Origin of the sequence: Olleya sp. AS48 (assembly GCF_038900355.1) — a bacterium.
In the GTDB taxonomy this organism is placed as follows: Bacteria; Bacteroidota; Bacteroidia; order Flavobacteriales; family Flavobacteriaceae; genus Olleya.
On record NZ_JBBMRD010000009.1, the window covers coordinates 61,122 to 85,349 of the forward strand.

Sequence of the window (24,228 nt, forward strand, 5' to 3'; positions counted from 1 at the left end):
TTATATAAGATTTGATAAATTAGAAAATATAGACTCGTTGATATCATTCGATTCATTTACTAATTTTTTTAGCTTGTCTATGTTTAATTCCATTCTACCTTCAAACTCTTCTTTTGTAATACTATCTCCATCAATTACAACTCCTACATAACGTCCAGCATTTAAAGAGTAATCTTGTTCATCCACATATTCTGTTTTATCTGCCATTTTACATAAACCTACCACATCTTCGTATTTTGCTTCTGGAAAACGAGATTGTAACCAGTTTATGTTTGTACACCAATAGACAGCATCCTCTGTAGCTTCTAAATACAATTGTAAAGCTTCTTCTAAATGTTTATCAGCTTTTACTAAATCGTAATTACTCCAAACTTTATCTGAAGATAGTTTTAGGTTTTTGTCTGCTATTTTATACAGTTCTAAAATGGTATTGACATCTTGTTTTAAAGCATCACTTTCAAGCTTGTTTTGTGCAACATTCCATTGTAAATTTTCTGCTACTTGCAGTTGCGCTTCGTTATCTAATGGCGTACGTTCTATAGGGTGTGCTAGGTTGTTTAAAACAGTTTCATTTGCTTTAGATTTTATTCTTTTAAACCCTTGTACTAGATTAAAGAATTCAGTTTCTTTTAAAGCTTTGGTTTTTGCAGGTGTACGTTTAGCCTCTTTAGTTTCTGAAATGTGCTTTTTAAGGTTTTTAAATACTTTTTCTAATTGTAAGACCAGCGTTTCTTTAGCTGGTGCAATTTTAGCTTCCGCTTGGTCTGCTGCTTTTATATAGGTATCAATTAACTCTAAATAGCGGTTAGTTTCACCACGATACAAACGAACAATAGCAGCTAAATTTTGTTGGTTTTCTACTGTCCATTCTCTATGAGCTCTGTCTATTTGGTTATATACGTTACGTGCATCTAAAAACAAGATTTTGTCTTTACGTTCTGTATGTACTTTTTGCTTATCAAAAAACCATAAGGTTGCAGGTAAGGTTACCGTTAAAAACATATTGGTTGGCATACTAACCATACAATCTACAATACCAGAATCTACGATGTTTTTACGAATGTCATATTCAGAATGTCTAGCATCACTTGCAGAGTTAGGCATTACAAAACCTGCACGTCCGTTTTTGTTTAATGAGGTAGCAAAAAGTGAAATCCATAAATAATTGGCATCGGATATTTTATCGCTTTTCCCTTTACTTTTAGGTAAACCATATTTATAAAATCGTTCATCGTTCTTTACAGTAGCTTCCTTTACAGATTTTACGTTAAATGGAGGATTAGCCATGACAAAATCGAACTTTCCTAAACCATCATATGGGTCACTATCGTAAGAGTTGGCTTCTGTAATTTCGCCACGCAAATTGTGTACTAGTAAGTTCATTTTAGCCAAACGCACGGTTTCACCCATGTATTCTTGTCCGTAGACATAGATATCGTTTAGGTCGTGCCCTTCGTGTGCAATAAAATCGGCAGATTGCACAAACATACCACCAGAGCCACAAGCAGGATCGTAAATTTTACCTTTGTAAGGTTCAATTACCTCAACAATAAAACGTACTACAGAAGTTGGTGTAAAGAATTCGCCTCCTTTTTGTCCTTCGCTCATTGCGAATTTGCCTAAGAAGTATTCATAAATCTTACCAAATATATCTCCAGAAGCCTCTTTAGGAATGTCTGAAAAAGATTTTAATAGTTCTGGTAGAATATCGTCTTTCTTCTTTTCTATTTCAAAATAAGCTTCTGTTGGTAATACATCTTGAAACTTGGCGTCTTGATATTTTTCAATACCTTTCATAGCATCACGCAAAGCTTCTGCTCGTTTGTTGCCTTTTAATTTTAATAGATAATCATATCTGGCATTATCTGGTAAATAGAAACCACATTTAGCCAAGGCAATTTCTTGAATGGTGCGTTCCATTCTGGTGCCTTTATCTTTTTGGTATTCTTTTAGAATTTCAGGTTCGTGTTGGCTGTATTTATTTTCGGCAAACTTTAAGAAGATTAAACCTAAAACTGGTACTGCGTAATCGGATGCTTTAATTCCTCCATGTGCACGCATGGCATTGGCAGAATCCCAGAGTTTATCTTCTAAGTTTTTTAATTGATCGTGATTCATATATTATTCTATGAGTTTTTTTACTCGTTTTTTTAATTCTTGTGTTCTATTGTCTGTGTATTCTTCTATTTCACCTGTAATTAAATCATTTTCTTTTAAACTATGATTGGTTACTAAGTGAGGTGGAATAAAAACATTATCTGTCCCATCTTCAGGTTGTAAAAAGGCAAAACCTTTAAAGGGATGCAAATTTATTACCTGCCCTTTTTTAATATTACTTTCTATTTCTTGTGTTGTGTTTTCAATTTTACTCCAATTTTCTTTTTTCGGGTTGCTGTCAACATGAATTTTAAACCAGACTATGACATCTAACATTTGATATAGTATACTTTGAAAGAGGTAAGAAGTATTTAAATATTTAACATGTGCATCTATTTTTGACCTATGTGAACCATCTTGTGTCACAGATAAAATATTCCGCAACATTGTAGAAATCTGTGCAGGTATATGGGTATCTTCTAAATGATGATAGCCTTTTTCTGAGAAAAATTCTCCTTTATGATTTTTACCAGATAAGAATTTACTAGATTCATTTAATGCTACTGAAGGTGTAATAAACTCCGCAGGTAATAACTGAAATTTATTACAAGCAATAAAAATATCTTCAACAATTTTTCTTAACGTGTTAAATTGATTGTCTGTATTTGAATTATCGATACTTAATAATAGACTTAGTAAATCTGCGCCTGCATTCTCACCAATATATTTTTCTGTACATACATCAAAAACTCGCTGATACTTGTGCCTAATTTGAGTATCAATTTGCTTATCTGCTTCATCTTTGACAGCTTTAAACAAAGCATTATTATCTTTACTTTTAATAAAGATAGTTTCTTCTGCAAGCATTTCTCTTGCACTCGCATGTTCATCTTGATCAATATAACCAGAGAAAATAAAATAGGGTATTTTTTTTCTTTCTGATAAACGATTAATTTTTTTTATAGAATTAAATAGACCTGTTAATGCTGCTTTTTCGTCTTCTGACTCGTTATATACCATGGCATCTAAAATAACAGCATCATACTGCTCTATTTTAGAAGTCAATTCTTCCATTCCTAATTTAGATGTTTTACAATAGTTTATATCCAAACCGTTTAAGTATGCAGAATCTAAAAACCCATCTTGCTTTTCTGCATCATCATCTATCCATAATACTTTATATCTATTCATACTAAAGCGTTTCTAAATTAAATTGAAATTTAAAGCCTACAGGAAATTCACTTTCTGGTTCATCATAAACTTCTAGGTTACAATTAAAATGTTTTGCTATTTCCGCAACTTTCCATAGCCCAATACCTGTACCTGCTGTACTTCCTGCCTTCTCTCCTTTTACATCAAATCTTTCGGCAATACCTTTTGGAAATGGTTTTCCATTATTAACAAAATTAATTTCTAAAAAGTCATCTATATAAGCAATTGTAATTCTAAAAATATACGATTTGCTTTTATCCACAAAACCATGATTAATAGCATTCTCTAAAATATTATTATATATTTCTTCAAAATCGTTTTTAGAAATACTAATTAAAGGTTTTTGTTCTTGAAACGTAGCCTTTTCAACAATAATTTCTACTGAAAACAAATTATTTTGTAATCCTCTTTCCTTGCATTCCTTTATTATTTTAACCGAATCAATTATTTCAGCCGCATCATATCTTAATTCATTGGTAATATTATCTACATAATAAATTACTTTACCTAAACTTTCTTGTAAACGCTGAAAACGCTTTTCTACGGTAACACCTCGTCTTGGATCAATAATCTCATCTGACTTTAAAATACCATTATTTAACTCCATCATAGTAGTTAGAACATCCGCTGACGCTTTTACATTATTAAGATGCTGCATGATATTATGCTTTTTAGAACCCAAATCTTTCATTTGAGCTTCCTTAAGTTTGGCTATTTCTTTTTCAAAACCTAGATCTTTTGCAACAGATTGAAATCGAACTTCTCGCTCTTTTTCAAATATTTCTTTTTGTTCTTTTAATGGCGGAACAAAAATTTGGATGTTTAATAAATCTTGACGACTAATAGTAGACATACCAGTCCCTTTTCTGTAATTATCTAATTGAAATTGAACATAGTCTTTATGTAATTCTGCAATTAAGTATTCTAAATCTACTTGCTTAAAATCTACTTTAAAAGTATAGATTGCATTAGAAGAAAATGCTATTTTATCACTACTACTTTTATGATAAGTAGGTTTTAATTTGTTTCCTAATCTAGAAATCAAAAGTATATTATCTCCCATTAATCTATAATCTAGCCGGAAATCTCCTTTTTCTAAGATACTAGAATCAAGAAAAAAAGAATCCTGATTTGAAGCCAAATCTTTTATACTTATTCTTTTATAAGTAACATCAGAATCTATTTTCTTGGGTCTTTTATATTCTAAAATATCTCCTAGATTGATAGCTTTACTTAAATCTATTTCATCTAATTCCTCAATCCCAACATATCTACCTGGTGTCAATAGGTAATCGCTACTTCTAATTCCAGATAAATCAACAGATTTATTAAATCCTATTTTGTCATTGTATTTTAAATCCCCATCCTGCCATGACTTAAATAGGTTAGATATATCCAAAATTTCTTTCTCCAACAATAATCGCTGTGACCTATTTATCATTTTGCCAACATTACTAGCGTCAACGAATAGTACTTTATCCTTATTTGACTTATTCTTATTCAATATCCAGATACTTGCAGGAATACTAGTGTTAGAAAATAATTGAGACGGTAAGGTGATAATTGCTTCAATTAAATCTGCTTCAATTATATTTTTACGTATTTCAGCCTCTTTGCCTCCTGTAAATAAAGAGTTATTGCTTAATAAAATCGCTGACTTCCCGTTTTCCTTTAGATGAAAAAGAGCATGCTGTATCCATGCAAAATTCGCATTACTTTTTGGAGGTGATCCATACTCAAATCTAGGATCAAATTGAGTATTATTTGTTAACCAGTTTTTTACACTAAAAGGAGGGTGCATGATTACATGATCAACCTTTAAATAAGGGAATTGATCTTCAGTTAAAGTGCTTTTTGCTTCACTAAACTGAATGCTATCTTCTTCTTTAAAAGCAAATCTTAGTCTCGCTAAAGCCAAAGTAGAACGGTTTTGCTCTTGTCCATAAAACTGAAAGATTCCTTCAGGATAGTTTTCTGTTATTTTTTCAAAAAAACCACCAGTACCACAAGCTGAATCTAATATAGTACCTTGTATAGGGTTTAACAACTCAATCATCAACTGTGAAACAGATAGCGGTGTAGTGAATTCGTTTCCTTTTTTACCTTCATTTTTAGCAAAGCTTATAATTAGACCCTCTATAATACTTGAAAAACTCACTGGTTCGTGGAAAAACCCAAAATCATTTACACCATAAAAAAGACCTCTAAAAATTTCATTATCAACTTTCCTTTCAAATTTATAATTAAGATCAAAAACACTAAAAGTATTCTTTAATTGATAATTCTCAGATTCTAATGTGTGTAAAGCTTTCTGAATGACATTTAAAAAATCAGAAGCACTTATAGCCTGATACAAATAATCCCATTGTGCATATCTAGAAACCTTTATTGGACTAAATTCATTTTCAGTAAATTTATCATTAACATACTTTAAGAAAATAAGTGATATGAATAGTTCTTTTAATTCACTTATATCTCTATGACCACGAACATTATTTAAAACATCCCAAAACCTATTATTCCAATAATTACTCGCTATTTTTTTCATTGACTAAAATTTAATTAAGCATTTCATTTATTTTACAAATGTACTTTTCAATTATGCACTCATTCTGCATAGTCATATTGATTGCTCATTAATTTTATTTTATTTATAATTTCAACTCTTACTAACTTAGGTGAAATCACTTCAATATCGGCCCCAAAAGACAACAGTAATTGATACAACTCATTATTAGGAATCACTTCTATACTTATAGTCCTTCCTGTAGGATCTGACCTATCCAATTTCTGTGATCCATGCAAAGGTTTTGTTAAAACATAATGAATACGTTTTTCTGAAAACTTTAAATGTGTTTTTTCTAGCTTTCCTCCTTCTGGTTTTGTCACTCCTATAATATCATCAAAATAATCTAACCAATTTATAGTACTTGGAATAAAACTATTACTTAACTCTTCAATACTATTTATTCTATCCAAAGGGTAATTAGAAATTGTTTTATAATCCTCATTAAAACAAAATAAAAACCAACGATTATTATATTGTTTGACATGATACGGAGAAATTTTCACATTAAATTGCGGTTTCCCGTAAGGCTCATAATTAATTTTAATTTTTTTCCGTTTTAATATTAGATTAAACAGCGTACCAATATGCTCTCTTCCTTTTAAATCTAAATTCTCTTGATAACTAATAATACCATTATCACCGCTTTCTACCAGCTTAAATGATTGTTCCATTCTTGGAATTAATTCTTCTAACCAAGAAAACTCTGATCGATGTTTATATCTTGATAAAATAGCAATAGTTGTTTCAAGCTGCTCAGAATCATTAAAATTAAGTGGATGGTTTGATATTGAAAAGTTTTTATCTAAATAACGAAACGCCTTTTTACGTCCTTTTTTTAATGACTCATCCAATGGTATAGCCCATCCTGAATCTGACTTCATATGTTCTATATCGTATTGAAGTTGTCGCAATTGAATACCATCTGTTCCTAAATCGTATAACACATTATTTACCTCGTCAAGTAGATCTAAATATGTATAAAGCCTATTACTATTACTAAAACACCTATCTAATATGGTATAACGAATTTGAGCGTGCTTATTGGTAGCCATAGGAATAAATTCAATTAGAAAATTTACAATTTACTTTTTAATTATAATTAACAAATAAGTTTGTGATTATAACTTATCTACAAAAGACTAATTAATAATAATATTAATCAGTAAAAAAGGGAATGATAAATATAAGATGTTTCTAAAGTTGTTTCTTCTCTTTTTTTGAAAAAAAAAGCAATTAATTTAAACTAAGACTGCATTTGAATTTGAACAATGTATAAGTAGCTAAAATACAGTGTTTTTTTTTTTTTTTTGAAATTTTTGTAGTATAATTCTTTAATTTACACTTCTTTATTCCCAATATGATTACCTATCGAGTGCTTTATTCCATCTGCGATAGTAAATTCGGGTAATTTTGCTATTATGTACTTTACCATATAACAAATCATAAAATTATTTGACATTAAATCACTTAACTTTATTTGATTTTTCTTAATTGGACGTTTTTCAATTATAAATTTATCTTTGGCTGTCATAATTTATTTTAAAATATAATTAATACAAAGAATCAAAATAATTATGTTGCCTGTTGCCAATTACACCAAAACCTAATGTTTTAGGCTATTTAGCGGTAAACACTAAAGAAACAATGTGTCAACAATTACAAAGTTGCAAATGTTGCTTATAAGTTGCTTGTTTGTTTATACCATAAGTGCCAGCTAGCATGGCATTACAGTAATACATCAACAGATCAACTTATAATTCCAAATTCCTCTTTCGTAAATGTATAATGACGACCTTTAAATACAGTTTCTTCAATTATAAGCTTATTATCTGCTGAAGTATATGTGTTATACTTAATATAACTGCTATTTTTAGCTTCTAGTTGGTATTGATTTTTTAATATCTCTGAGACTTTGAAAGAACTGGTTCTAATATTATTTTTACTTAGTTTATTTACTAAATCCGTAACTGAATACTTTAAAACGTTAGTTTCAAATAATAAAAACTCATCTGAAAGGATTTGTTCCAGCTCCTTGTTAATATAAGTTTTACTTCCATTTATCAAAACAGCTAACGCTTGCGTATATATTTGATCTGTAGTAAACCACATTCTTGTTTTTCTAGGACTTACAATTTTTCTATTTATTATAAAATGAATAAAGTGTGGTAACTCTTTTTGTAATGTTTCTAAAAGATTTGGGTTGTCTTCTGACAAGTCAAAAGGTATAATTTTACGTACCCAGTATCTAGTTTCTGAATTATCTATGTATACAAAGTTTTCTTCGTTATTGGAACATAGAATAAACTTACCAAAAAAACTACCTTCTATCTTATCTTTTCCTTTTGCTTCACTTTTATAAGATTTAGCTGTAGACAGGTTTTTTAAACGTTCACTATCTTCTCTTTTATCTAATAATACCTCATCCACTGCAATAATTAACTTAGATGCCCAGTCAGAATTAAAGCGACTTCTAAAATCTTCATTATTATTAATAGTCATGTTGTTTTGAAAAATTAATTTCATCCAATTTAGAAAGGTTGTTTTACCTGTATTTCTTTGATTACTGACCAAACATAAAATAGGAAGTATGTGCGTAGGTTTTTGCCATAAAATACTGATATAATCTAAGCCAATTTGATACTGCTCACCAAAAATATGTTTTAAAAATTTTAAAGTTTCAGGAAACCCACCCTCAATGATGTCATGATGTACCTTTTCATATTTATTATAAAATCCATTTATAACAGATTCATAGTCATTATGAGATGGAATTAAACAGAAGCCATCATATTTAGGCACTTTTTTAATAAAATCCTTACCATGATCAGTAATGATTTCTGATTTAGACCATTGTACAAGCTTTTTAATTGAATCATTACTTATTAATGGCATTTCTACATCTTTATAATAAGCAGATCCTATTCTTAGATATTTATCTTCCATGATTAAACGCTTATTTTTAAATTAGACAACCTAGACTCATCAATCACCCCAAATTTTGACGTAAACAATAACTTAATATTAACGCCATGACTAGACTTATCCCTTTTACAAATATCTATTACCTCCTTTTCGATATCGTACCATGGTAACCTAGGATTATAGTTTAGTTTTTTAATTATTATCTCTAATTTGATTATCAAATCATTTAAAATTTTTACTGAAAAAGGGTAGTTATCATTTAACCTTATTCCTAATAAATCTTTATAAAATTCTTCCATTTCTTTATGTACTACTGGCATAAAAGGGTTATTATTTTCTCTTTGCATGCTTGCTATTTTTTATAAATTAATATTTGTTGAATTGTGTTGAAATAAGCTCTTGCTCCATCTACTCTAGGTGGCACATTTTTTATTAGTATATCTTTATTTGAGCTACCATAAAGCAGCTTTTTAATATCACCTTTAGTAGCTGGCTTATTTTCTTCTTTAGTTAGCAGGCTTGATACTAAATTAACAGCCAGACTTCCTGCTGCTGCATTACCTACTCCACCCCAACTCATTTTATCTTGTGCTCCAACCGAATCAGTCTTTTTAACCGTTGGTAAGTTTTGGGTTTTAACCTGTCTTTGCTTAAAAGCATTCACCCTGCAACTATTGCTGCAATATTTTTGAACTCTTCTTCTTCTTGGGGTGTACTCTACACCACAATAGTTACAATTGTATGTATATCTATCCATTTTGCGTTATTTTAACGTTAGACTAACGATTAATTGAAAGGATTTTTAAGAAGATACTCGTCTGCTTTTTCGTGAAGTGTAGATTTTGTTTCACGTTTTCCACTCTTTATCCAATCCATAATTTCGGATTTAAGGAAATAGAGTTTGCCTTTTTTGTGATAAGGAATGTCATTTTTATGAACTAATCCATAAATACTTCCTTTAGTCATGGAAATAAATTTGGCTAGCTCATCAATGGTCATAAATTCATCTTCCTGGAGAGGGTCTCGTCCTAAGGAAAGATTTAATTTGTCTGTAATGCGATTGACAAGCTCATTTATAGCATTGTCATCCATTAAAAAGAATTGATTTTTGTTCATTTTTAATAATGTTTTAAGGATTAAATTTTAAACAAAATTAGATCTACATCATCTCTTAACTAGATTAATGGATATGCTATGGATATTGCATGGATATTGTAATGAACTATAAAACAAATACTTAAACAAAAAAAACCTTTAAAACAAGGCTGTTTTAAAGGTTTTAAATCTTAAAAAATTTTATTATTCTTTATTATTTTTTATTTAAATGATTAGAAAAATCAATTTTTAATTCTGCTTCAATTTCTTGTAGGCCATGATTTTTTAATTTCACTCCTAATTCACTAATCTTTGATCTTAACTCTTTACTCTTAAATACAGAATATCCTTTATGCGCCTGTTTATACAAGTAACTATTACTTGCACTTTTAACTTCAAATATCTCAAACTGATCTGTAGCTCCTATAATTAGTATTACCTTGATAATTTCTGTTAATTTTAGTTCCTTAAACCTATATTTTAATAAGTGAATCAAAATAGCTCTCTCTTTAAGGCTAAATTCATTTTGAATTGAATCTCTTGTACTTAAACCCTTGTTATTAACGTTTACATTACCTATAAATGTTTCAGATATATTTATTGATGGATCGATAACATCAAAACCAGTTGGTTGGTTAAAATTATTAGGGTATTTAATCTTAACCATCTCTTTATATTCCTTTGAGCTTTCAAAACTTATTCTTTCAAAATTTTTAGCATGAAAATATTTATAATAATCTAGATCATAAATTAACTCATAGTAATTACTGTAATTTTTAAAATGATTTTTTATTTCATTTAAAGACATAAGTTTGGATACTTTTTGAATAAATGATTTATAATCATTACCGCTTAATGTTTCAAACTCACTTTTCACTTCATTCATTAAAGACAATTCAATAATTTCATCTTTATATAAATCGTTTTCATATTCTGAATATCTACCCTGAAATAAAACTATACACCTATTATAACCGTCACTTTCAAATTGGTTATACATTTGCTCAGATTCTTCATTTAATGTTTTTAATAGACTATTATAAACTTTATTAAAATTCTTTTTATTTCTTTTTGCTAATTTTAGCTCTTTAATTGTTTGGTTTTTGATTTCCAACCAAGTCTTATCAAATTGTACTTTATATATCTGTAAGTAATCCATCTAAATTTAAGTTAATTCTATTTGCTGCTTTTATTTTATTTTTGTCCATCACTTTAGTGTATATCTGTGTTGTTGATACATTTTTGTGACCTAGTAATTTTGATACCGTGTATATATCTGTTCCGTTTGCTAATTGAAGCGTTGCATAACTATGTCTAAAATTATGGAACGATATTTTTTTAGTTATACCTGAGTCTGTGATCCATTGCTTAAGTGGTCTAGTAACTTGCGTGTATTTTATATCTTTAAAAATATTACCCTTACCTACACCTTGAGCTTTTAATAAACTATATGCTTTTTTAGATATTGGATGATTATTGATATTACCTGTTTTTTGCTCTTTTAGTTGAATATAATAACCTTGATGTTTGTCATTATACACAAATTCCCATTTTAAGTTTATAATATCCGAAAAACGAAAACCAGTCAAAGCTGCAAAAAATGCCATATGCTTGATCTTTTCTATTTTAATATCCGTTTTCCATAACTTATCAAGTTCCTGCTCTGTTAGATATTCACGATGCGTTTGCTCTTCTTTTATATATTCTGCATTATCTGCTAAATCCGTTAATATCAAATTTCTTTTATATGCCTTTTTTAAAACAGCTATAAAATGTTTAAAATACGTAGATGCAGTATTAATTGTTAGCTTGCTACCATCATTAACTCTAAGGTTATTGGTTGATAATAAAAAGTTTCGGTATTTAACAAGATGACCATCGTTTAATTGATGCGTGTGAATTTTTTGACCAAAAAATGTTTTTAAATACTTTAATGACGCTTTCCATGCTAGATAATTTGAATGACTTGTAGCATTCATTTTCTCCTCAATTATCGTTTCGTAAAAAGCTATAAAATTAACGCTAAGATTAACGTTCTCTTTAAAACCATACTCTTTGTCTCTAAACTGAATTAGTCGTTTTGCTCGTATTATTTCAGCAAACTCAATAGTTTCTTTATTATGTTTTTTTTGTGCTGCATCTTTTGGCGCTCCAAAAACCTGTAATTTCAAAAATTCACGTCTTGTATCTTTTCCTGTTTTAGGATTAGTTATAGCAGGCCAATAATCTAGATACAAACTATACATATTATTAGCAAGTTTCTTTTTACGAACAGTTATGTTTACCATTAAAATATTTTATAACGTAGTTAATAGTCTCTCTATTTCAGATCGTTTTACACGGATCAATCTTTCAGACAAATTAGAAGCTTTAAGTTGTCCTTCATTTATTAAACGATAGGTCGACCTTTTAGAAATATTTAAAAGCGCAGAGGTTTCTTTTACGGTTAAGTAATCCTTTACCTGAATAATCTCTAATGGTTCTAATTTAATCTTTACAGTCTCAGTGTTAGACTTTTTTACCTTGGTGTTTCTTTTTCGCTTTTTATAAGCAATTTTAGCACAATTACCTCCACAAAATCTTGTAACAGTAGTCTTTGCAACAAAAGGTGTTTTGCAATTTTCACAAACTCTATTAATTCGAATATTTGAACTCATTATAACTATTAATTTCTCCTATTTTTTTTGTATCATTAAGGGTATTTAAGATGCATTAAGAGTAATTAGGTGTAATTAGGTGCCATCATTTCGCCCTATGGTTCAAATATAAATAAAAAGACTAAACGAGGTACAAAATAGGTACAAAAAAGACTATAAATTAATAAAATATATTAAAATATAGTCTAAATGAAAAATTGTAAAATGCTGATTTACTGTATATTAGTTTATTTTGTTTTAGTATTTTTTAGCCATTTATTTGCCAATACAGAAATTAGCAAAAATATTACCTAGTAAATCATCACTAGTGATTTCACCAGTAATTTCGCCAAAATGGTACAAGGCTTGTCTAATATCTATTGCCAATAAATCACCCGACAAACCAGACTCTAAACCATATTTTACTTTCTGTATTTCTTCAAAAGCTTTTAATAATGAGTCATAGTGCCTTGTATTAGTAACAATTGTTTCGTTATTACGAAGGGCTCCTGTGTTTACAAAACCAATCAGTTTTGCTTTTAACTCCTCTACTCCAAGACCAGATTTTGCGGATAGTAAATGGACATTTTCAATCTGAAGCTTTAGTCTATCTAATTCTTCCGAATTTAAAGTATCAACTTTATTGGCAATAATCAAAAGTGGCTTCAATGGAAATCTATTTTTAATTTTTTCGATTTCTACCTTTAGTCGTTTACTTTCTGTTTTAAACTCTTCTGCAGAAAAAAGGAGCACAACCACTTGGGCTTGTTCCATTTTTTCAAAGGTTTTCTTTATTCCAATACTTTCAACCACATCCTTAGTTTCTCTAATTCCTGCAGTATCAATAAACCTAAAGCCTATACCATCAATAACTAACTCGTCTTCAATAGTATCCCTTGTTGTACCAGCAATATCGCTTACAATTGCTCTTTCTTCATTTAAAAGCGCATTTAAAAGGGTTGACTTTCCTACATTTGGTTCTCCTACAATAGCAACAGGAATTCCGTTTTTAATAACATTTCCTACAGCAAAACTGTCTATCAATCGTTTTAAAACAAAGGTGATTTTTTCAACTAAAGCCTGAAACTGCGTACGATCTGCAAATTCCACATCTTCTTCTGCAAAATCTAATTCTAATTCTATTAACGAAGCAAAATTCATTAATTCTGCTCTTAATTTAGCAATTTCGCTAGAAAAACCACCACGCATTTGTTGCATCGCAATTTGATGTGACGCTTCATTATCACTAGAAATTAAATCTGCCACAGCTTCTGCTTGACTTAAATCTAATTTCCCATTTAAAAATGAACGTAAAGTAAACTCTCCAGCATTAGCCATTCTACAACCATTTCTTAAAAACAATTGAATAATTTCTTGCTGAATATAAATAGAACCATGACACGACACCTCTACAACGTCTTCACCTGTATACGAGTTTGGATTTTTAAAAACAGAAACCAAAACTTGATCTATAGTACGCTTGTCATCAACAATATGTCCTAAATGTATGGTATGTGTTTTTTGGTTTAAAAGTGTTTTATTACTTTTTACAGACTCAAAACAGCGGTCTGCAATAGCTATAGCATCCTTACCAGATAATCTAATAATGGCTACTGCTCCTGCGCCTGAAGCGGTTGCTAATGCTACAATTGTATCGTTATAAATCATAATGCAAAAATAGACATAAAATATTCAATTTTTATATTTTATATTTGTAAGAAATATTTAAATCATGAAACCATACATACTACTTTTACTAGTTGCAACATTAAGTTTTTCTTGTAAACAAGAACCTTCAAAACCACTTGTTTTTGGTACCGAAATTGGTGATTATGCTCCAACATTTACATCCAAAACGCCTGAAGGCAAAGACCTATCTTTAAATGATGTTGACGCTAAAGTAATTGTATTGGATTTTTGGGCTAGCTGGTGTGGTCCTTGCAGACGCGAAAACCCAAATGTAGTTAGTATGTATAATCAATACCACGACAAAGGTTTAGAAATTGTTGGAATATCTCTAGATAAAAAAGGACAAGAAGACCGTTGGTTAAAAGCAATTACACAAGACCAATTAACTTGGAAACACGTCTCTAGTTTAGAGGGATGGCAAGAACCAATCGCTGTAGCATATGGTGTAAGATCTATTCCTGCAACATACATTTTAGATGGTGATGGTAAAATTATTGCTAAAAACTTACGCGGAAAAGCTTTAGAGGATAAGATTGCAGAAATTTTAACTAACTAAATTTTACCTAATTTTTGCATAACAAATAATACTACAATTGGTATGGCTAAAACCAACACCATTGTTAAGTCCGTTTGTAACAACCAAGGTGCAATAATAAGCGTTGTAACGTAACCTCCTACAGCACCTCCAAAATGGGCATCGTGACCAATGTTACCTATCTGTTTTTTCATTCCGTAAATAGAATACAATAAATATCCTATACCAAAAACCCAACCTGGAATTATAAAATTAATTTCCATCCAAGGATCAAACAAAATAGCAGAATAAATAACACCCATTACTGCTCCACTAGCACCAACTGCACTGTAATGGTAATTATCCTTATTAAACACCAAAGACAGTAAACTTCCTGCTACTAAACTAACTAAATAGATGATTATAAATTTAGTTTCGCCAATCCTAGCAATGACCAACCAAGCAAAAAAATAAAGCGTAATCATGTTAAACAACAAATGCTGCGGATTAACATGTAAAAATCCAGAACTAAATATTCTAAACTGTTCTCCTCTTTTTATAGCACCAACATTAAATTTATATTTTTCAAAAAAACTATAATCTTCAAACCCTTTGTAAGAGATAATAACATTAGCTGCAATTATTATTATAGTTATTAAATTTAAATTACCCATTGTCTAGTTTAACTTTATATCAAATATAGCATATATTTGCTCTCGCAAAATTAACAAGTATTCATGCAATTATTAGCTTATATTTTAATTTATCCTTTTTTATGGTTAATTTCTATACTTCCGTTTAGGCTTTTATATGCATTTTCTGATGGTTTATATTTTTTAATCTATTACATCATTGGCTATAGAAAAAAAACGGTTAAAGAGAATTTAAACCTAGTTTTCCCTGATAAGTCTGAGGACGAAATTAAAGACATAAGAAAAAAATTCTATCATCATCTATGTGATATGGTTGTAGAGGCTATAAAGTCTTTAACTATTACAGAAAAACAAATGATGAAACGTATGACTTTTCCTAACATTGAAGAAGTTAATCAATACAGTAAATCCAATAAAAGTATTGTGTTAATGTGTGCACACTATGGAAGTTGGGAATGGATTTTTATATTACAAAACCATGTAAACCACAAAGGTTATGCAGTATATAAAAAGTTAGAAAATAAATATTTTGACAAACTAGTTAAACGTATTAGAGCCAAATATAATTCTCATTTAATTACCACAAAAGAAACCTTTAGCACCTTACTACGTGCTAAAAATAATGGTGAATTAACTATTAATGGTTTTGTATCTGACCAAAGCCCAAAACCTTGGAAAGCTCACCATTGGTTAGAATTTATGGGTATTAATGTACCTGCTCATACAGGAGCCGAACTTTTAGCTAAGCAATTGGATATGGCTGTTGTATATTTTGCTGTAAAACGAATTAAAAGAGGTTACTACCAAACCACTTTTACAACTCTAGCTGAAAACCCAAACGACTTTAAAGACTATGAGATTACTGATGCTTTTTTTAAATTAGTAGAAAAACAAATACACGAAGCTCCTCAATATTATTTATGGACACATAAACGATGGAAACATCGTGATAAAACTCCTGAGGATTTTAAATAAAAAAAACACTCACAATTTTTAAAGTTGTGAGTGTTTTTTTATCCAACAAACTGATTAATTTTAGTAAATCTAATTCGTTTTTTTAATTACAGCTGAAACCAATCATTGACTCTTACATCGTTTTTAGGTACAAACGTTTTATGGATAAACTCGTTATTTGCTTTATTGTATTCATAATCTTTAGCCCATTCTTCATGGTTTTCTGCTAAAGCTATTAAACTTTCGCACACATAATCTATTTCATTACAGGTTGTTGTTGGATGTATTGACATGCGTATCCAACCTGGTTTACGAATTAAATCACCTAATGATATCTCATTAACCAAACTATGTGATTGCTCTTGGTCTACATGTAATAAATAATGACCATAAGTACCTGCACAACTACAACCACCACGTGTTTGAATTCCGAATTTGTCGTTTAATAATTTTACGCCTAAATTAAAATGTAAATTATCAATATAAAAGGAAACCACTCCTAATCGTTTTTTTTGATCTCCTGCTAATATTTTAATATTATCTACATGATCCAAGTTAGAAAATACTTGGTTTAGCAACTCATGTTCTCTATCTAACATATTTTTTACTCCCATTTGCTCCTTTAACTTTATAGCCAAAGCAGTCTTTATAGTTTGTAAAAAACCTGGAGTACCACCATCTTCTCGATCTTCTATATTGTCAATATATTTATGTTCTCCCCAAGGATTTGTCCAACTAACAGTACCTCCTCCTGGACAATCAGGTATCATATTTTTATATAGTTTTTTATTAAAAACTAAAACACCAGAAGTGCCAGGACCTCCTAAAAATTTGTGAGGCGAAAAGAATATAGCATCTAAAGCTTCGTCTTCATCTGCTGGATGCATATTAATATTTACGTAAGGTGCAGAACATGCAAAATCCACAAAGCATACACCTCCATTTTTATGCATTAATCTTGCAATTTGATGGTAAGGCGTCTCAATACCTGTGACATTACTTCCTCCTATTACTGAAGCTATTTTAAGTGGACAATCTTTATATTGTTCTAATAATATTTCAAGATTGCTCAAGCTAAATAAACCATCTTCTCCTGCAGGAATAACCTCCACTTTAGCCATAGTTTCTAACCAAGATGTGTGGTTAGAGTGATGCTCCATATGTGTTACAAATACCACTGGACGAATCTCGTCAGGAATAGTTGTAAATCTTTTTAAGTTTTCTGGAATTTTTAATCCTAATATACGCTGAAACTTATTGACTACACTTGTCATTCCGTTTCCTGCTACAATTAAAACGTCGTCTGCATTAGTATTAACATGTCCTTTAATAATTTGCCTAGCTTTATGATAAGCGTTTGTCATAGCTGTTCCAGACACAGTAGTTTCGGTATGTGTATTGGCTACAAAAGGTCCAAATTGATTTAATAGTTTATCTTCAATTGGTCTATATAAACGTCCAGAAGCTGTCCAATCTGTATAGACCATTTTTTGTAATCCATAAGGCGATTCAAACTCTTGATTTATACCTACAATATGCTGTCTGAATTTAGAAAAATAAGCTTCTAATTCTGATTTCTCTGTTCTTTGGGCTTTTGTAACGTGCATAACTAACTACTTGTTAAATAAAAATACTAAATATTAGCAATTTCCTTGATTTCTGAAATAATTTTATCTGCTAGACTATCTGCTTCTGTTTGGCTTTTAGCTTCTGTGTAAATTCTAATTATTGGCTCTGTGTTACTTTTTCGTAAGTGTGCCCAACTTTCTGCAAAGTCTATTTTAACACCATCAATGGTTGTTAAATTTTCATTGCTATATTTATCTTCCATTGCTTTTAAAATAGCATCAACATCCAAAGTTGGCGTTAATTCTATTTTTTTCTTACTCATAAAATAGCTTGTGTATGTTTTTCTAAGTTCACTAACACTTAATTTTCTTTCGGCTAACAAACTTAAAAATAAAGCAACACCAACTAATGCATCACGTCCATAATGTGATTCTGGATATATAATTCCGCCATTACCTTCTCCTCCAATAACTGAGTTATTTTTTTTCATTAAAGTAACTACATTAACCTCTCCAACTGCAGAAGCCTCGTATGTACCTCCATGTTTTTCAGTCACATCTCGCAATGCTCTGGTTGAGCTCATGTTGCTTACCGTATTACCTGGATTTTGACTTAAAACCCAGTCAGCACATGCAACTAAAGTGTACTCTTCGCCAAACATTTCGCCATTTTCATCCATAAAAGCTAAGCGATCAACATCTGGATCGACAACAATTCCAAAATCGGCATTATGCTTTTTAACTTCGTTAGATAAATCTCCTAAATGCTCTTTTAAAGGTTCTGGATTATGCGAAAAATGACCTGTTGGATCACAATATAATTTTACTGCCTCAACACCTAAACGCTCCAACAATAAAGGTATTGCAATTCCTCCTGTACTATTTACACCATCAACAACTACTTTAAAATTTGCGTTTTCTATTGCTTTTTGGTTTACATATTCCAATTCTAAAACCTCATCAATATGTATGTCTATATAAGCATCATTTTTAGTAATCGCTCCTAAATCATCTACTTCAGCAAATGTCATGCTATCAGACTCTGCAATCTCTAAAATTTTCTGTCCTTCTGCACCATCTAAAAATTCACCTTTAGCATTTAATAATTTTAAAGCATTCCATTGTTTTGGATTATGACTGGCAGTCAATATTATCCCACCATCTGCATGTTCCATTGGCACAGCAATCTCAACTGTTGGTGTTGTTGATAAACCTAAGTCCACAACTTGAATACCTAATCCTACTAATGTATTCATTACCAAGTTTTGAATCATGTCTCCAGATAAACGTGCGTCACGACCAACAACTACTTTATAATCGGTTTTGTCGCGTTGTTGTTTTAGCCAAGTACCATAAGCTGATGCAAATTTTACTGCATCTATTGGTGTTAAATTATCACCAACTGATCCTCCAATTGTCCCTCTAATTCCTGATATAGATTTTATAAGTGTCATTCTCTAAATTTGTTTTTTAATTTTAAAAAATAGGTTTCAAAATATTTATAAGACAGATGTGCCATTATAAAAGTAAATGCAAAAGTTAACATATAAATTAAAACTATTGTTAACCAGTCATTAAAAATTGTATCTATTTGTAGCTTCAAAAATAAGAAAACTACAGCGTTTAATGCGATTACATGAAACATATATAATCCATAAGATATTTGACCCAAGTAATTAAGTGCTTTATTTTGAATGTTAACACCTAGATTATTATGCGATATCGTGTGGATAAACATCCCAAATAACACCATAGTTATTAGGTTAAATATATAAGTGTCTGTTGAATGAAATATATCTGTTACAAAATACAACAATACCAAAACGACTATTATTATTGGGTAAATCTTATTCTTTTTAAAAAACTGAAGCTGCTTTTTTTCTTCTAAAACTGCTACAATTCCGCCAAAAAACAAAAAGAAAAATACCATATTAAAACTTTTAAGAAAACTAAAAAGGCTTAAATGAAATATTAAAAAGTACAAACCAGTTAGTCCTATTAAAAATTGTAAAACCCTATTTTTATTTACCAAAAATAAAGCTGGAGCAACTATAATATAAAATTGCTCCTCAATACCAATAGACCACAACACCTCCAATATACCTCCAGGCATGTAAAGCTTGGCAAAAATATTTGGTAAAAAAAACGTAGATAATAATAGACCATCCCATAATGGGTAATTATTTGTATACGGAATTTCTAATTTTGGAAGAATAATCCAATAAAACACAAACCCAAAAATAACAACCAAATAATACAACGGAAATATCCGTAATACACGACGCACGTAAAATTTACGTATAGAAAAAGCATCGCGCTGTTTACTACTATAAATAGTTTTAATTATTAAAAAACCACTTAATACAAAAAACATATATACTGCTTCTACTCCTCGATTAAATATAGGTGCATCCAAAAAGTATGGAAGTCCTTGATTACGACATAATTGTGGTAAATGAAAAAACACAACCAATGTGGCTAATACAAACCGTAATACATCTAAATTGGGTAATCGCTTCAAATTATAAAATTTACAGGGTAAAAATACATATATTTATAAGATGAATTTTCTAGCACACATTTATCTTTCCGGAAACGACAAAATGATTACCATTGGTAACTTTATAGCAGATGGTATAAGAGGAAAAAAATATAAAGACTACCCACAAGACATCCAAATTGGCATTTTATTACATAGACAAATCGACACTTTTACTGATGCACATCCCACAGTAAGAAAAAGCACCAAACGACTACACAAAAATTATGGACATTATTCTGGTGTGATAGTCGATATTTTATACGACCACTATTTAGCAAAAAACTGGTCAAAATACTCAGAAGTGCCTTTAGCAGACTATGTGGATGACTTTTACGATACGCTTGAAAATAATTTTGAAATCTTACCTTCCCGAATTCAAAAAATGATGCCTCACCTTTTAGCAGACAATTGGTTGCTAAGCTATGCATCCATTGAAGGAATAACAAAAGTATTGGAAGGCATGAATAGACGTACTAAAAACCGTTCTAAAATGAATTTAGCTGTCAATGAATTAGAAGAATTTTATAGTGAATTTGAAACAGAATTTACTAGCTTTTTTGATGAGCTTATCACTTTTACCAAACAAACATTAGAGACATTACAAACTAAGGACCAATGAAAAATTTAGCATTACTTTTTGTAATTTGTATTACTTTTTTTAGTTGCAAAAACAACAACAAACGTGGGTTAATTACCAAACAGGCTATGGTTGTTTCTGCACGAGAAGAAGCATCTAAAATTGGAACTGCTATTTTAAAACAAGGCGGAAACGTCTTTGACGCTATGATAGCAACAGATTTAGCCTTAGCTGTTTGCTACCCTTATGCAGGCAATATTGGTGGTGGTGGTTTTATGGTTTATCGATTGGAGGATGGTAGCATTGGCGCATTAGATTATCGCGAAAAGGCACCAAAGCTAGCAACCAAAAATATGTATTTAGACAGTTTAGGAAATATTATCCCTAATCTAAGTACTCAAGGTGGACTTGCTGTTGGAGTTCCTGGCACAATCGCAGGATTATTTGAAGTGCACGAAAAATTTGGTTCTTTACCTATACAAGACATTATGCAGCCTGTCATTGATTTAGCAAATCGTGGTTTTGTGGTCTCACAAAAAGATCAAGCTGTATTAGAAGAAAAAAAAGAAGCTTTCTTAGCAGTCAATAAAAGCGAAATATTATTTACAAAAAATTGGATTGCTAAAGACACAATTAAACAACCAAACTTAGCAAAAACCTTGGAAGCCATAATGCTAAATGGTCGTGACGAATTTTATAAAGGTCAAACCGCTAAAAAATTAGCAAGCTTTATTCAAGCTAATGGTGGCGTAATAACGGTTGAAGACTTAGCAAGTTATCAAGCCATATGGCGTAAACCTATAACATTTGAATATGATAATTTAAACATTATATCCATGTCACCTCCTTCAAGTGGTGGTATCTGTTTAGCTCAAATATTAAAGCAAATTGAAGATTTTGATTTAGATGAATTTGGGCATAATAGCCTTAAAAGTATTCAGGTTATAACCGAAGCCGAGCGACGTGCTTACGCAGACCGTAGTTTTTATTTAGGTGATCCTGATTTTGTTACAATACCTCATAACCAATTGTTAAGTGATGATTACCTAAAAAACAGAATGGCTAACTTCTCCTTTGATAAAGCGACACCTTCAAGTACTATTTCTCATGGAAAAGTTGACATTATTGAAAGTGATGAAACCACGCACTATTCTATTGTCGATCAATTTGGTAATGCTATAGCAGTAACAACCACCTTAAATTCTGGTTATGGCTCAAAGTTATATAGTTCAGAATTAGGCTTTTTCTTTAATAACGAGATGGACGACTTTTCTAGCAAACCAGGTGTACCAAATGTATATGGATTAATTGGTGCAGAAGCTAATAGTATCTTACCAGAAAAACGCATGCTTAGCTCCATGACGCCAACGATTGTAGAAAAAAACGACAAACTATACATGACTTTAGGGACTCCTGGTGGATCCACAATAATAACATCAGTATTGCAAACTATATTAAACGTGCATGAATATGATATGACCATGCAAGAAGCTGTTAATGCACCAAGATTTCATCATCAATGGTTACCTGACCAAATTAGAATGGAACCAAACTCTTTTTCTAAAGACCTAGTTAATCAATTACATCAAAAAGGCTATACTATTACAGAGAAAAATGCTGATGTGATTGGTAAAGTAGATGGCATCTTAGTTTTAGATAATGGTCAATTAGAAGGTGGTGCAGATAAACGTGGTGATGACACTGCTATTGGATTTTAAACACTAAACCAAATTTTAAAACAAAATAATTTTTACTTAATGAAATTAAAAAAAACATTAAAAATAATAACTGGAGTAATCATCTTTTTTACATTACCTAGTTTACTGTTTTTTGGGTTTGTTTACTTTAAATATAACGAAGATTTACCTATTGGTAATCAAACTAAAAAAGCAGATATTTTAGCTCATAAAATGCTTATTTCTTTAAATACCGATGCTTACAAGGCTACTAATAATTTAGAATGGACATTTAGACGTAAACACCACTACAAATGGGATAAAAAAAATAATAGCTGCGAAGTCTATTGGAAAAAAAACAAGGTTATATTAAACCTTAATAATCCGTCTATAAGTAAAGTTTTTGTAAATAAACAGGAAATTAATTCCTCTGATAAAAAAGAGCTTATCCAAATAGCAACAAATTACTTTAACAACGATTCCTTTTGGTTAGTTGCACCTTATAAAGTGTTTGACCAAGGTACGTCTAGAAGCATTGTAAAACATAATGGTAAAGATGCTTTATTGGTTACATATTCTAAAGGAGGCACTACTCCTGGAGATTCTTATTTATGGATTTTAGATGACAATTATAAGCCTACAAAATTTAAAATGTGGGTAGACATTTTACCTATTGGAGGTTTAGAAGCCTCTTGGAGTGACTGGAAAAAAACCGAGTCTAATGCTAAGTTACCAACCAACCACCAATTATTCTTTTTTAGTTTTGATATGGGTGACGTAAAAGGCACAAAATAAAATAAGCAGTATTTTAGCATTAGTTAGTTTTAAACTAAATGTCAAAATACTGCTTATTAAAATTAAAAGCAAGTTTTACTACTTACTTTTTTGCCCAACAAATTGCTGTTCTTTGGATTTAAATAACACATTAAAAGTGGTTAAACTTCCATATATACGTGTAATATACTGTTGTAAATCTACTTTTTCAGATGGTTCTAGATTACTAGAGTTAACTTTTTGTTCCATAACTCTCAATCGGTCTCTAACCATAGTAATTTTATGAAAAAAGTCTTCAATTTTTATTGCTTTACTTTTTAAATTACTGTCGGCTGGTTTTAACTCTAAGATGCCTCCTTTCCACTTGTCTCCAATTGGCACAATTTCCGAGACATCGCTATATTTTTTAAGTATTCTAACCAAGCTACTTTCTACATCAAAAAGACTAATAGTATCCACCTCGTTTTCTGCAGCTTCAATAACTTCAAAATCATCATTTAACGCAATGGTTTCTAATCCATTTTCAATAAAAGTAACCCAATAGTGTTTACTATCAAGGTTAGTTACCACTCCTTTTCCGTGTTCTGGATGGTTAATTCTAGAGCCTATTCCTAATATTTCCATTATCGTAATTTTTATAATTTCAAAAATAGTGATAATTAATAAAATCCTAACAAACTGTATTTCTAAAAGAATTACAAAATGCGTATCTTTACAGCTTTGTCTATTTCTGGACAAAAACACTTAAAT

At 30.4% G+C, this 24,228-nt stretch carries 23 protein-coding genes; 5 read left to right on the forward strand and 18 right to left on the reverse strand.

The genetic code is table 11. The annotated features are described in order from the left end of the window. The 13 genes from WNY60_RS11780 to mnmE all read right to left on the reverse strand — a co-directional run bounded on the left by WNY60_RS11780 (position 1) and on the right by mnmE (position 14,199). Entirely contained in the window at positions 1-2,118 is a 2,118-nt protein-coding gene (locus WNY60_RS11780; RefSeq protein ID WP_342862493.1) for a class I SAM-dependent DNA methyltransferase, read from the reverse strand. Positions 2,119-2,121: 3 nt separating this feature from the next. After that, positions 2,122-3,288, reverse strand: coding sequence for a hypothetical protein (locus tag WNY60_RS11785; protein ID WP_342862494.1), 1,167 nt, complete (start codon positions 3,286-3,288; stop codon positions 2,122-2,124). 1 nt (position 3,289) lies between these two features. Beyond that, complete coding sequence (locus tag WNY60_RS11790) at positions 3,290-5,857, reverse strand: N-6 DNA methylase (RefSeq protein ID WP_342862495.1); 2,568 nt, start codon at positions 5,855-5,857, stop codon at positions 3,290-3,292. A 59-nt stretch (positions 5,858-5,916) separates the two neighbouring features. Beyond that, positions 5,917-6,930, reverse strand: coding sequence for a WYL domain-containing protein (locus tag WNY60_RS11795; protein WP_116823057.1), 1,014 nt, complete (start codon positions 6,928-6,930; stop codon positions 5,917-5,919). Between the two features lie 284 nt (positions 6,931-7,214). Next, entirely contained in the window at positions 7,215-7,409 is a 195-nt protein-coding gene (locus WNY60_RS11800; protein WP_342862497.1) for a hypothetical protein, read from the reverse strand. Positions 7,410-7,624: 215 nt separating this feature from the next. Next, positions 7,625-8,821: a primase-helicase family protein gene (locus WNY60_RS11805; RefSeq protein WP_342862498.1), complete on the reverse strand. Its 1,197-nt coding sequence runs from the start codon at positions 8,819-8,821 to the stop codon at positions 7,625-7,627. Between the two features lie 2 nt (positions 8,822-8,823). Further along, entirely contained in the window at positions 8,824-9,147 is a 324-nt protein-coding gene (locus WNY60_RS11810) for a hypothetical protein (protein WP_342862499.1), read from the reverse strand. Between the two features lie 5 nt (positions 9,148-9,152). After that, the gene (locus WNY60_RS11815) at positions 9,153-9,557 is read right to left on the reverse strand and encodes a hypothetical protein (protein ID WP_342862500.1); all 405 of its coding nucleotides are present in this window, start codon (positions 9,555-9,557) and stop codon (positions 9,153-9,155) included. Positions 9,558-9,586: 29 nt separating this feature from the next. Further along, entirely contained in the window at positions 9,587-9,916 is a 330-nt protein-coding gene (locus WNY60_RS11820) for a helix-turn-helix domain-containing protein (protein WP_342862501.1), read from the reverse strand. 193 nt (positions 9,917-10,109) lie between these two features. Beyond that, positions 10,110-11,054 (reverse strand): hypothetical protein, encoded by a 945-nt coding sequence (locus WNY60_RS11825; protein WP_342862502.1) that lies wholly within the window; start codon positions 11,052-11,054, stop codon positions 10,110-10,112. Beyond that, positions 11,032-12,183 (reverse strand): site-specific integrase, encoded by a 1,152-nt coding sequence (locus WNY60_RS11830; protein ID WP_342862503.1) that lies wholly within the window; start codon positions 12,181-12,183, stop codon positions 11,032-11,034. Before WNY60_RS11830 ends, WNY60_RS11825 begins: the two co-directional genes overlap by 23 nt. Before the next feature lie 9 nt (positions 12,184-12,192). Then, the gene (locus WNY60_RS11835; RefSeq protein WP_342862504.1) at positions 12,193-12,552 is read right to left on the reverse strand and encodes a helix-turn-helix domain-containing protein; all 360 of its coding nucleotides are present in this window, start codon (positions 12,550-12,552) and stop codon (positions 12,193-12,195) included. Positions 12,553-12,807: 255 nt separating this feature from the next. Continuing rightward, positions 12,808-14,199, reverse strand: coding sequence for a tRNA uridine-5-carboxymethylaminomethyl(34) synthesis GTPase MnmE (mnmE, locus tag WNY60_RS11840; protein WP_342862506.1), 1,392 nt, complete (start codon positions 14,197-14,199; stop codon positions 12,808-12,810). Between the two features lie 64 nt (positions 14,200-14,263). Between mnmE and WNY60_RS11845 the strand changes: the two genes are divergently transcribed. After that, positions 14,264-14,776, forward strand: a complete 513-nt coding sequence (locus WNY60_RS11845; protein WP_342862507.1) for a TlpA disulfide reductase family protein — start codon at positions 14,264-14,266, stop codon at positions 14,774-14,776. Here WNY60_RS11845 and WNY60_RS11850 read toward each other — a convergent pair. Continuing rightward, entirely contained in the window at positions 14,773-15,408 is a 636-nt protein-coding gene (locus tag WNY60_RS11850) for a rhomboid family intramembrane serine protease (protein ID WP_145001277.1), read from the reverse strand. The two genes, WNY60_RS11845 and WNY60_RS11850, sit on opposite strands and share 4 nt — an antisense overlap. Positions 15,409-15,471: 63 nt before the next feature. On the opposite strand from WNY60_RS11850, the gene WNY60_RS11855 reads away from it, so the two are divergent. Further along, entirely contained in the window at positions 15,472-16,362 is an 891-nt protein-coding gene (locus WNY60_RS11855; protein ID WP_342862508.1) for a lysophospholipid acyltransferase family protein, read from the forward strand. 86 nt (positions 16,363-16,448) lie between these two features. Here the strand turns inward: WNY60_RS11855 and WNY60_RS11860 are convergent, their stop codons facing one another. The 3 genes from WNY60_RS11860 to WNY60_RS11870 are packed head-to-tail and all read right to left on the reverse strand — an operon-like array spanning position 16,449 to position 20,430. Then, positions 16,449-17,948 carry an aminotransferase class V-fold PLP-dependent enzyme gene (locus WNY60_RS11860; protein WP_342862509.1) on the reverse strand — a complete coding sequence of 500 codons (1,500 nt, stop codon included), beginning with the start codon at positions 17,946-17,948 and terminating at the stop codon, positions 16,449-16,451. A 26-nt stretch (positions 17,949-17,974) separates the two neighbouring features. Then, positions 17,975-19,363: a phosphoglucosamine mutase gene (glmM, locus tag WNY60_RS11865; RefSeq protein ID WP_342862510.1), complete on the reverse strand. Its 1,389-nt coding sequence runs from the start codon at positions 19,361-19,363 to the stop codon at positions 17,975-17,977. Continuing rightward, the gene (locus tag WNY60_RS11870; RefSeq protein WP_342862511.1) at positions 19,360-20,430 is read right to left on the reverse strand and encodes an acyltransferase; all 1,071 of its coding nucleotides are present in this window, start codon (positions 20,428-20,430) and stop codon (positions 19,360-19,362) included. The genes glmM and WNY60_RS11870 overlap by 4 nt, the downstream gene beginning before the upstream one ends. Positions 20,431-20,470: 40 nt before the next feature. Between WNY60_RS11870 and WNY60_RS11875 the strand changes: the two genes are divergently transcribed. From WNY60_RS11875 to WNY60_RS11885, 3 genes are read left to right on the forward strand one after another with little or no spacing between them, the layout of a single operon-like run. Continuing rightward, positions 20,471-21,070, forward strand: a complete 600-nt coding sequence (locus tag WNY60_RS11875) for an acyl carrier protein phosphodiesterase (RefSeq protein ID WP_342862512.1) — start codon at positions 20,471-20,473, stop codon at positions 21,068-21,070. After that, positions 21,067-22,746, forward strand: a complete 1,680-nt coding sequence (ggt, locus tag WNY60_RS11880) for a gamma-glutamyltransferase (protein WP_342862513.1) — start codon at positions 21,067-21,069, stop codon at positions 22,744-22,746. The genes WNY60_RS11875 and ggt overlap by 4 nt, the downstream gene beginning before the upstream one ends. A gap of 39 nt (positions 22,747-22,785) precedes the next feature. Continuing rightward, positions 22,786-23,499, forward strand: a complete 714-nt coding sequence (locus tag WNY60_RS11885) for a hypothetical protein (RefSeq protein WP_342862514.1) — start codon at positions 22,786-22,788, stop codon at positions 23,497-23,499. Positions 23,500-23,577: 78 nt separating this feature from the next. Here WNY60_RS11885 and WNY60_RS11890 read toward each other — a convergent pair whose 3' ends face one another. Continuing rightward, on the reverse strand, positions 23,578-24,102 hold the full coding sequence (locus WNY60_RS11890; protein ID WP_028282992.1) for a hypothetical protein: 525 nt from the start codon (positions 24,100-24,102) through the stop codon (positions 23,578-23,580). Positions 24,103-24,228: the final 126 nt, after the last annotated feature.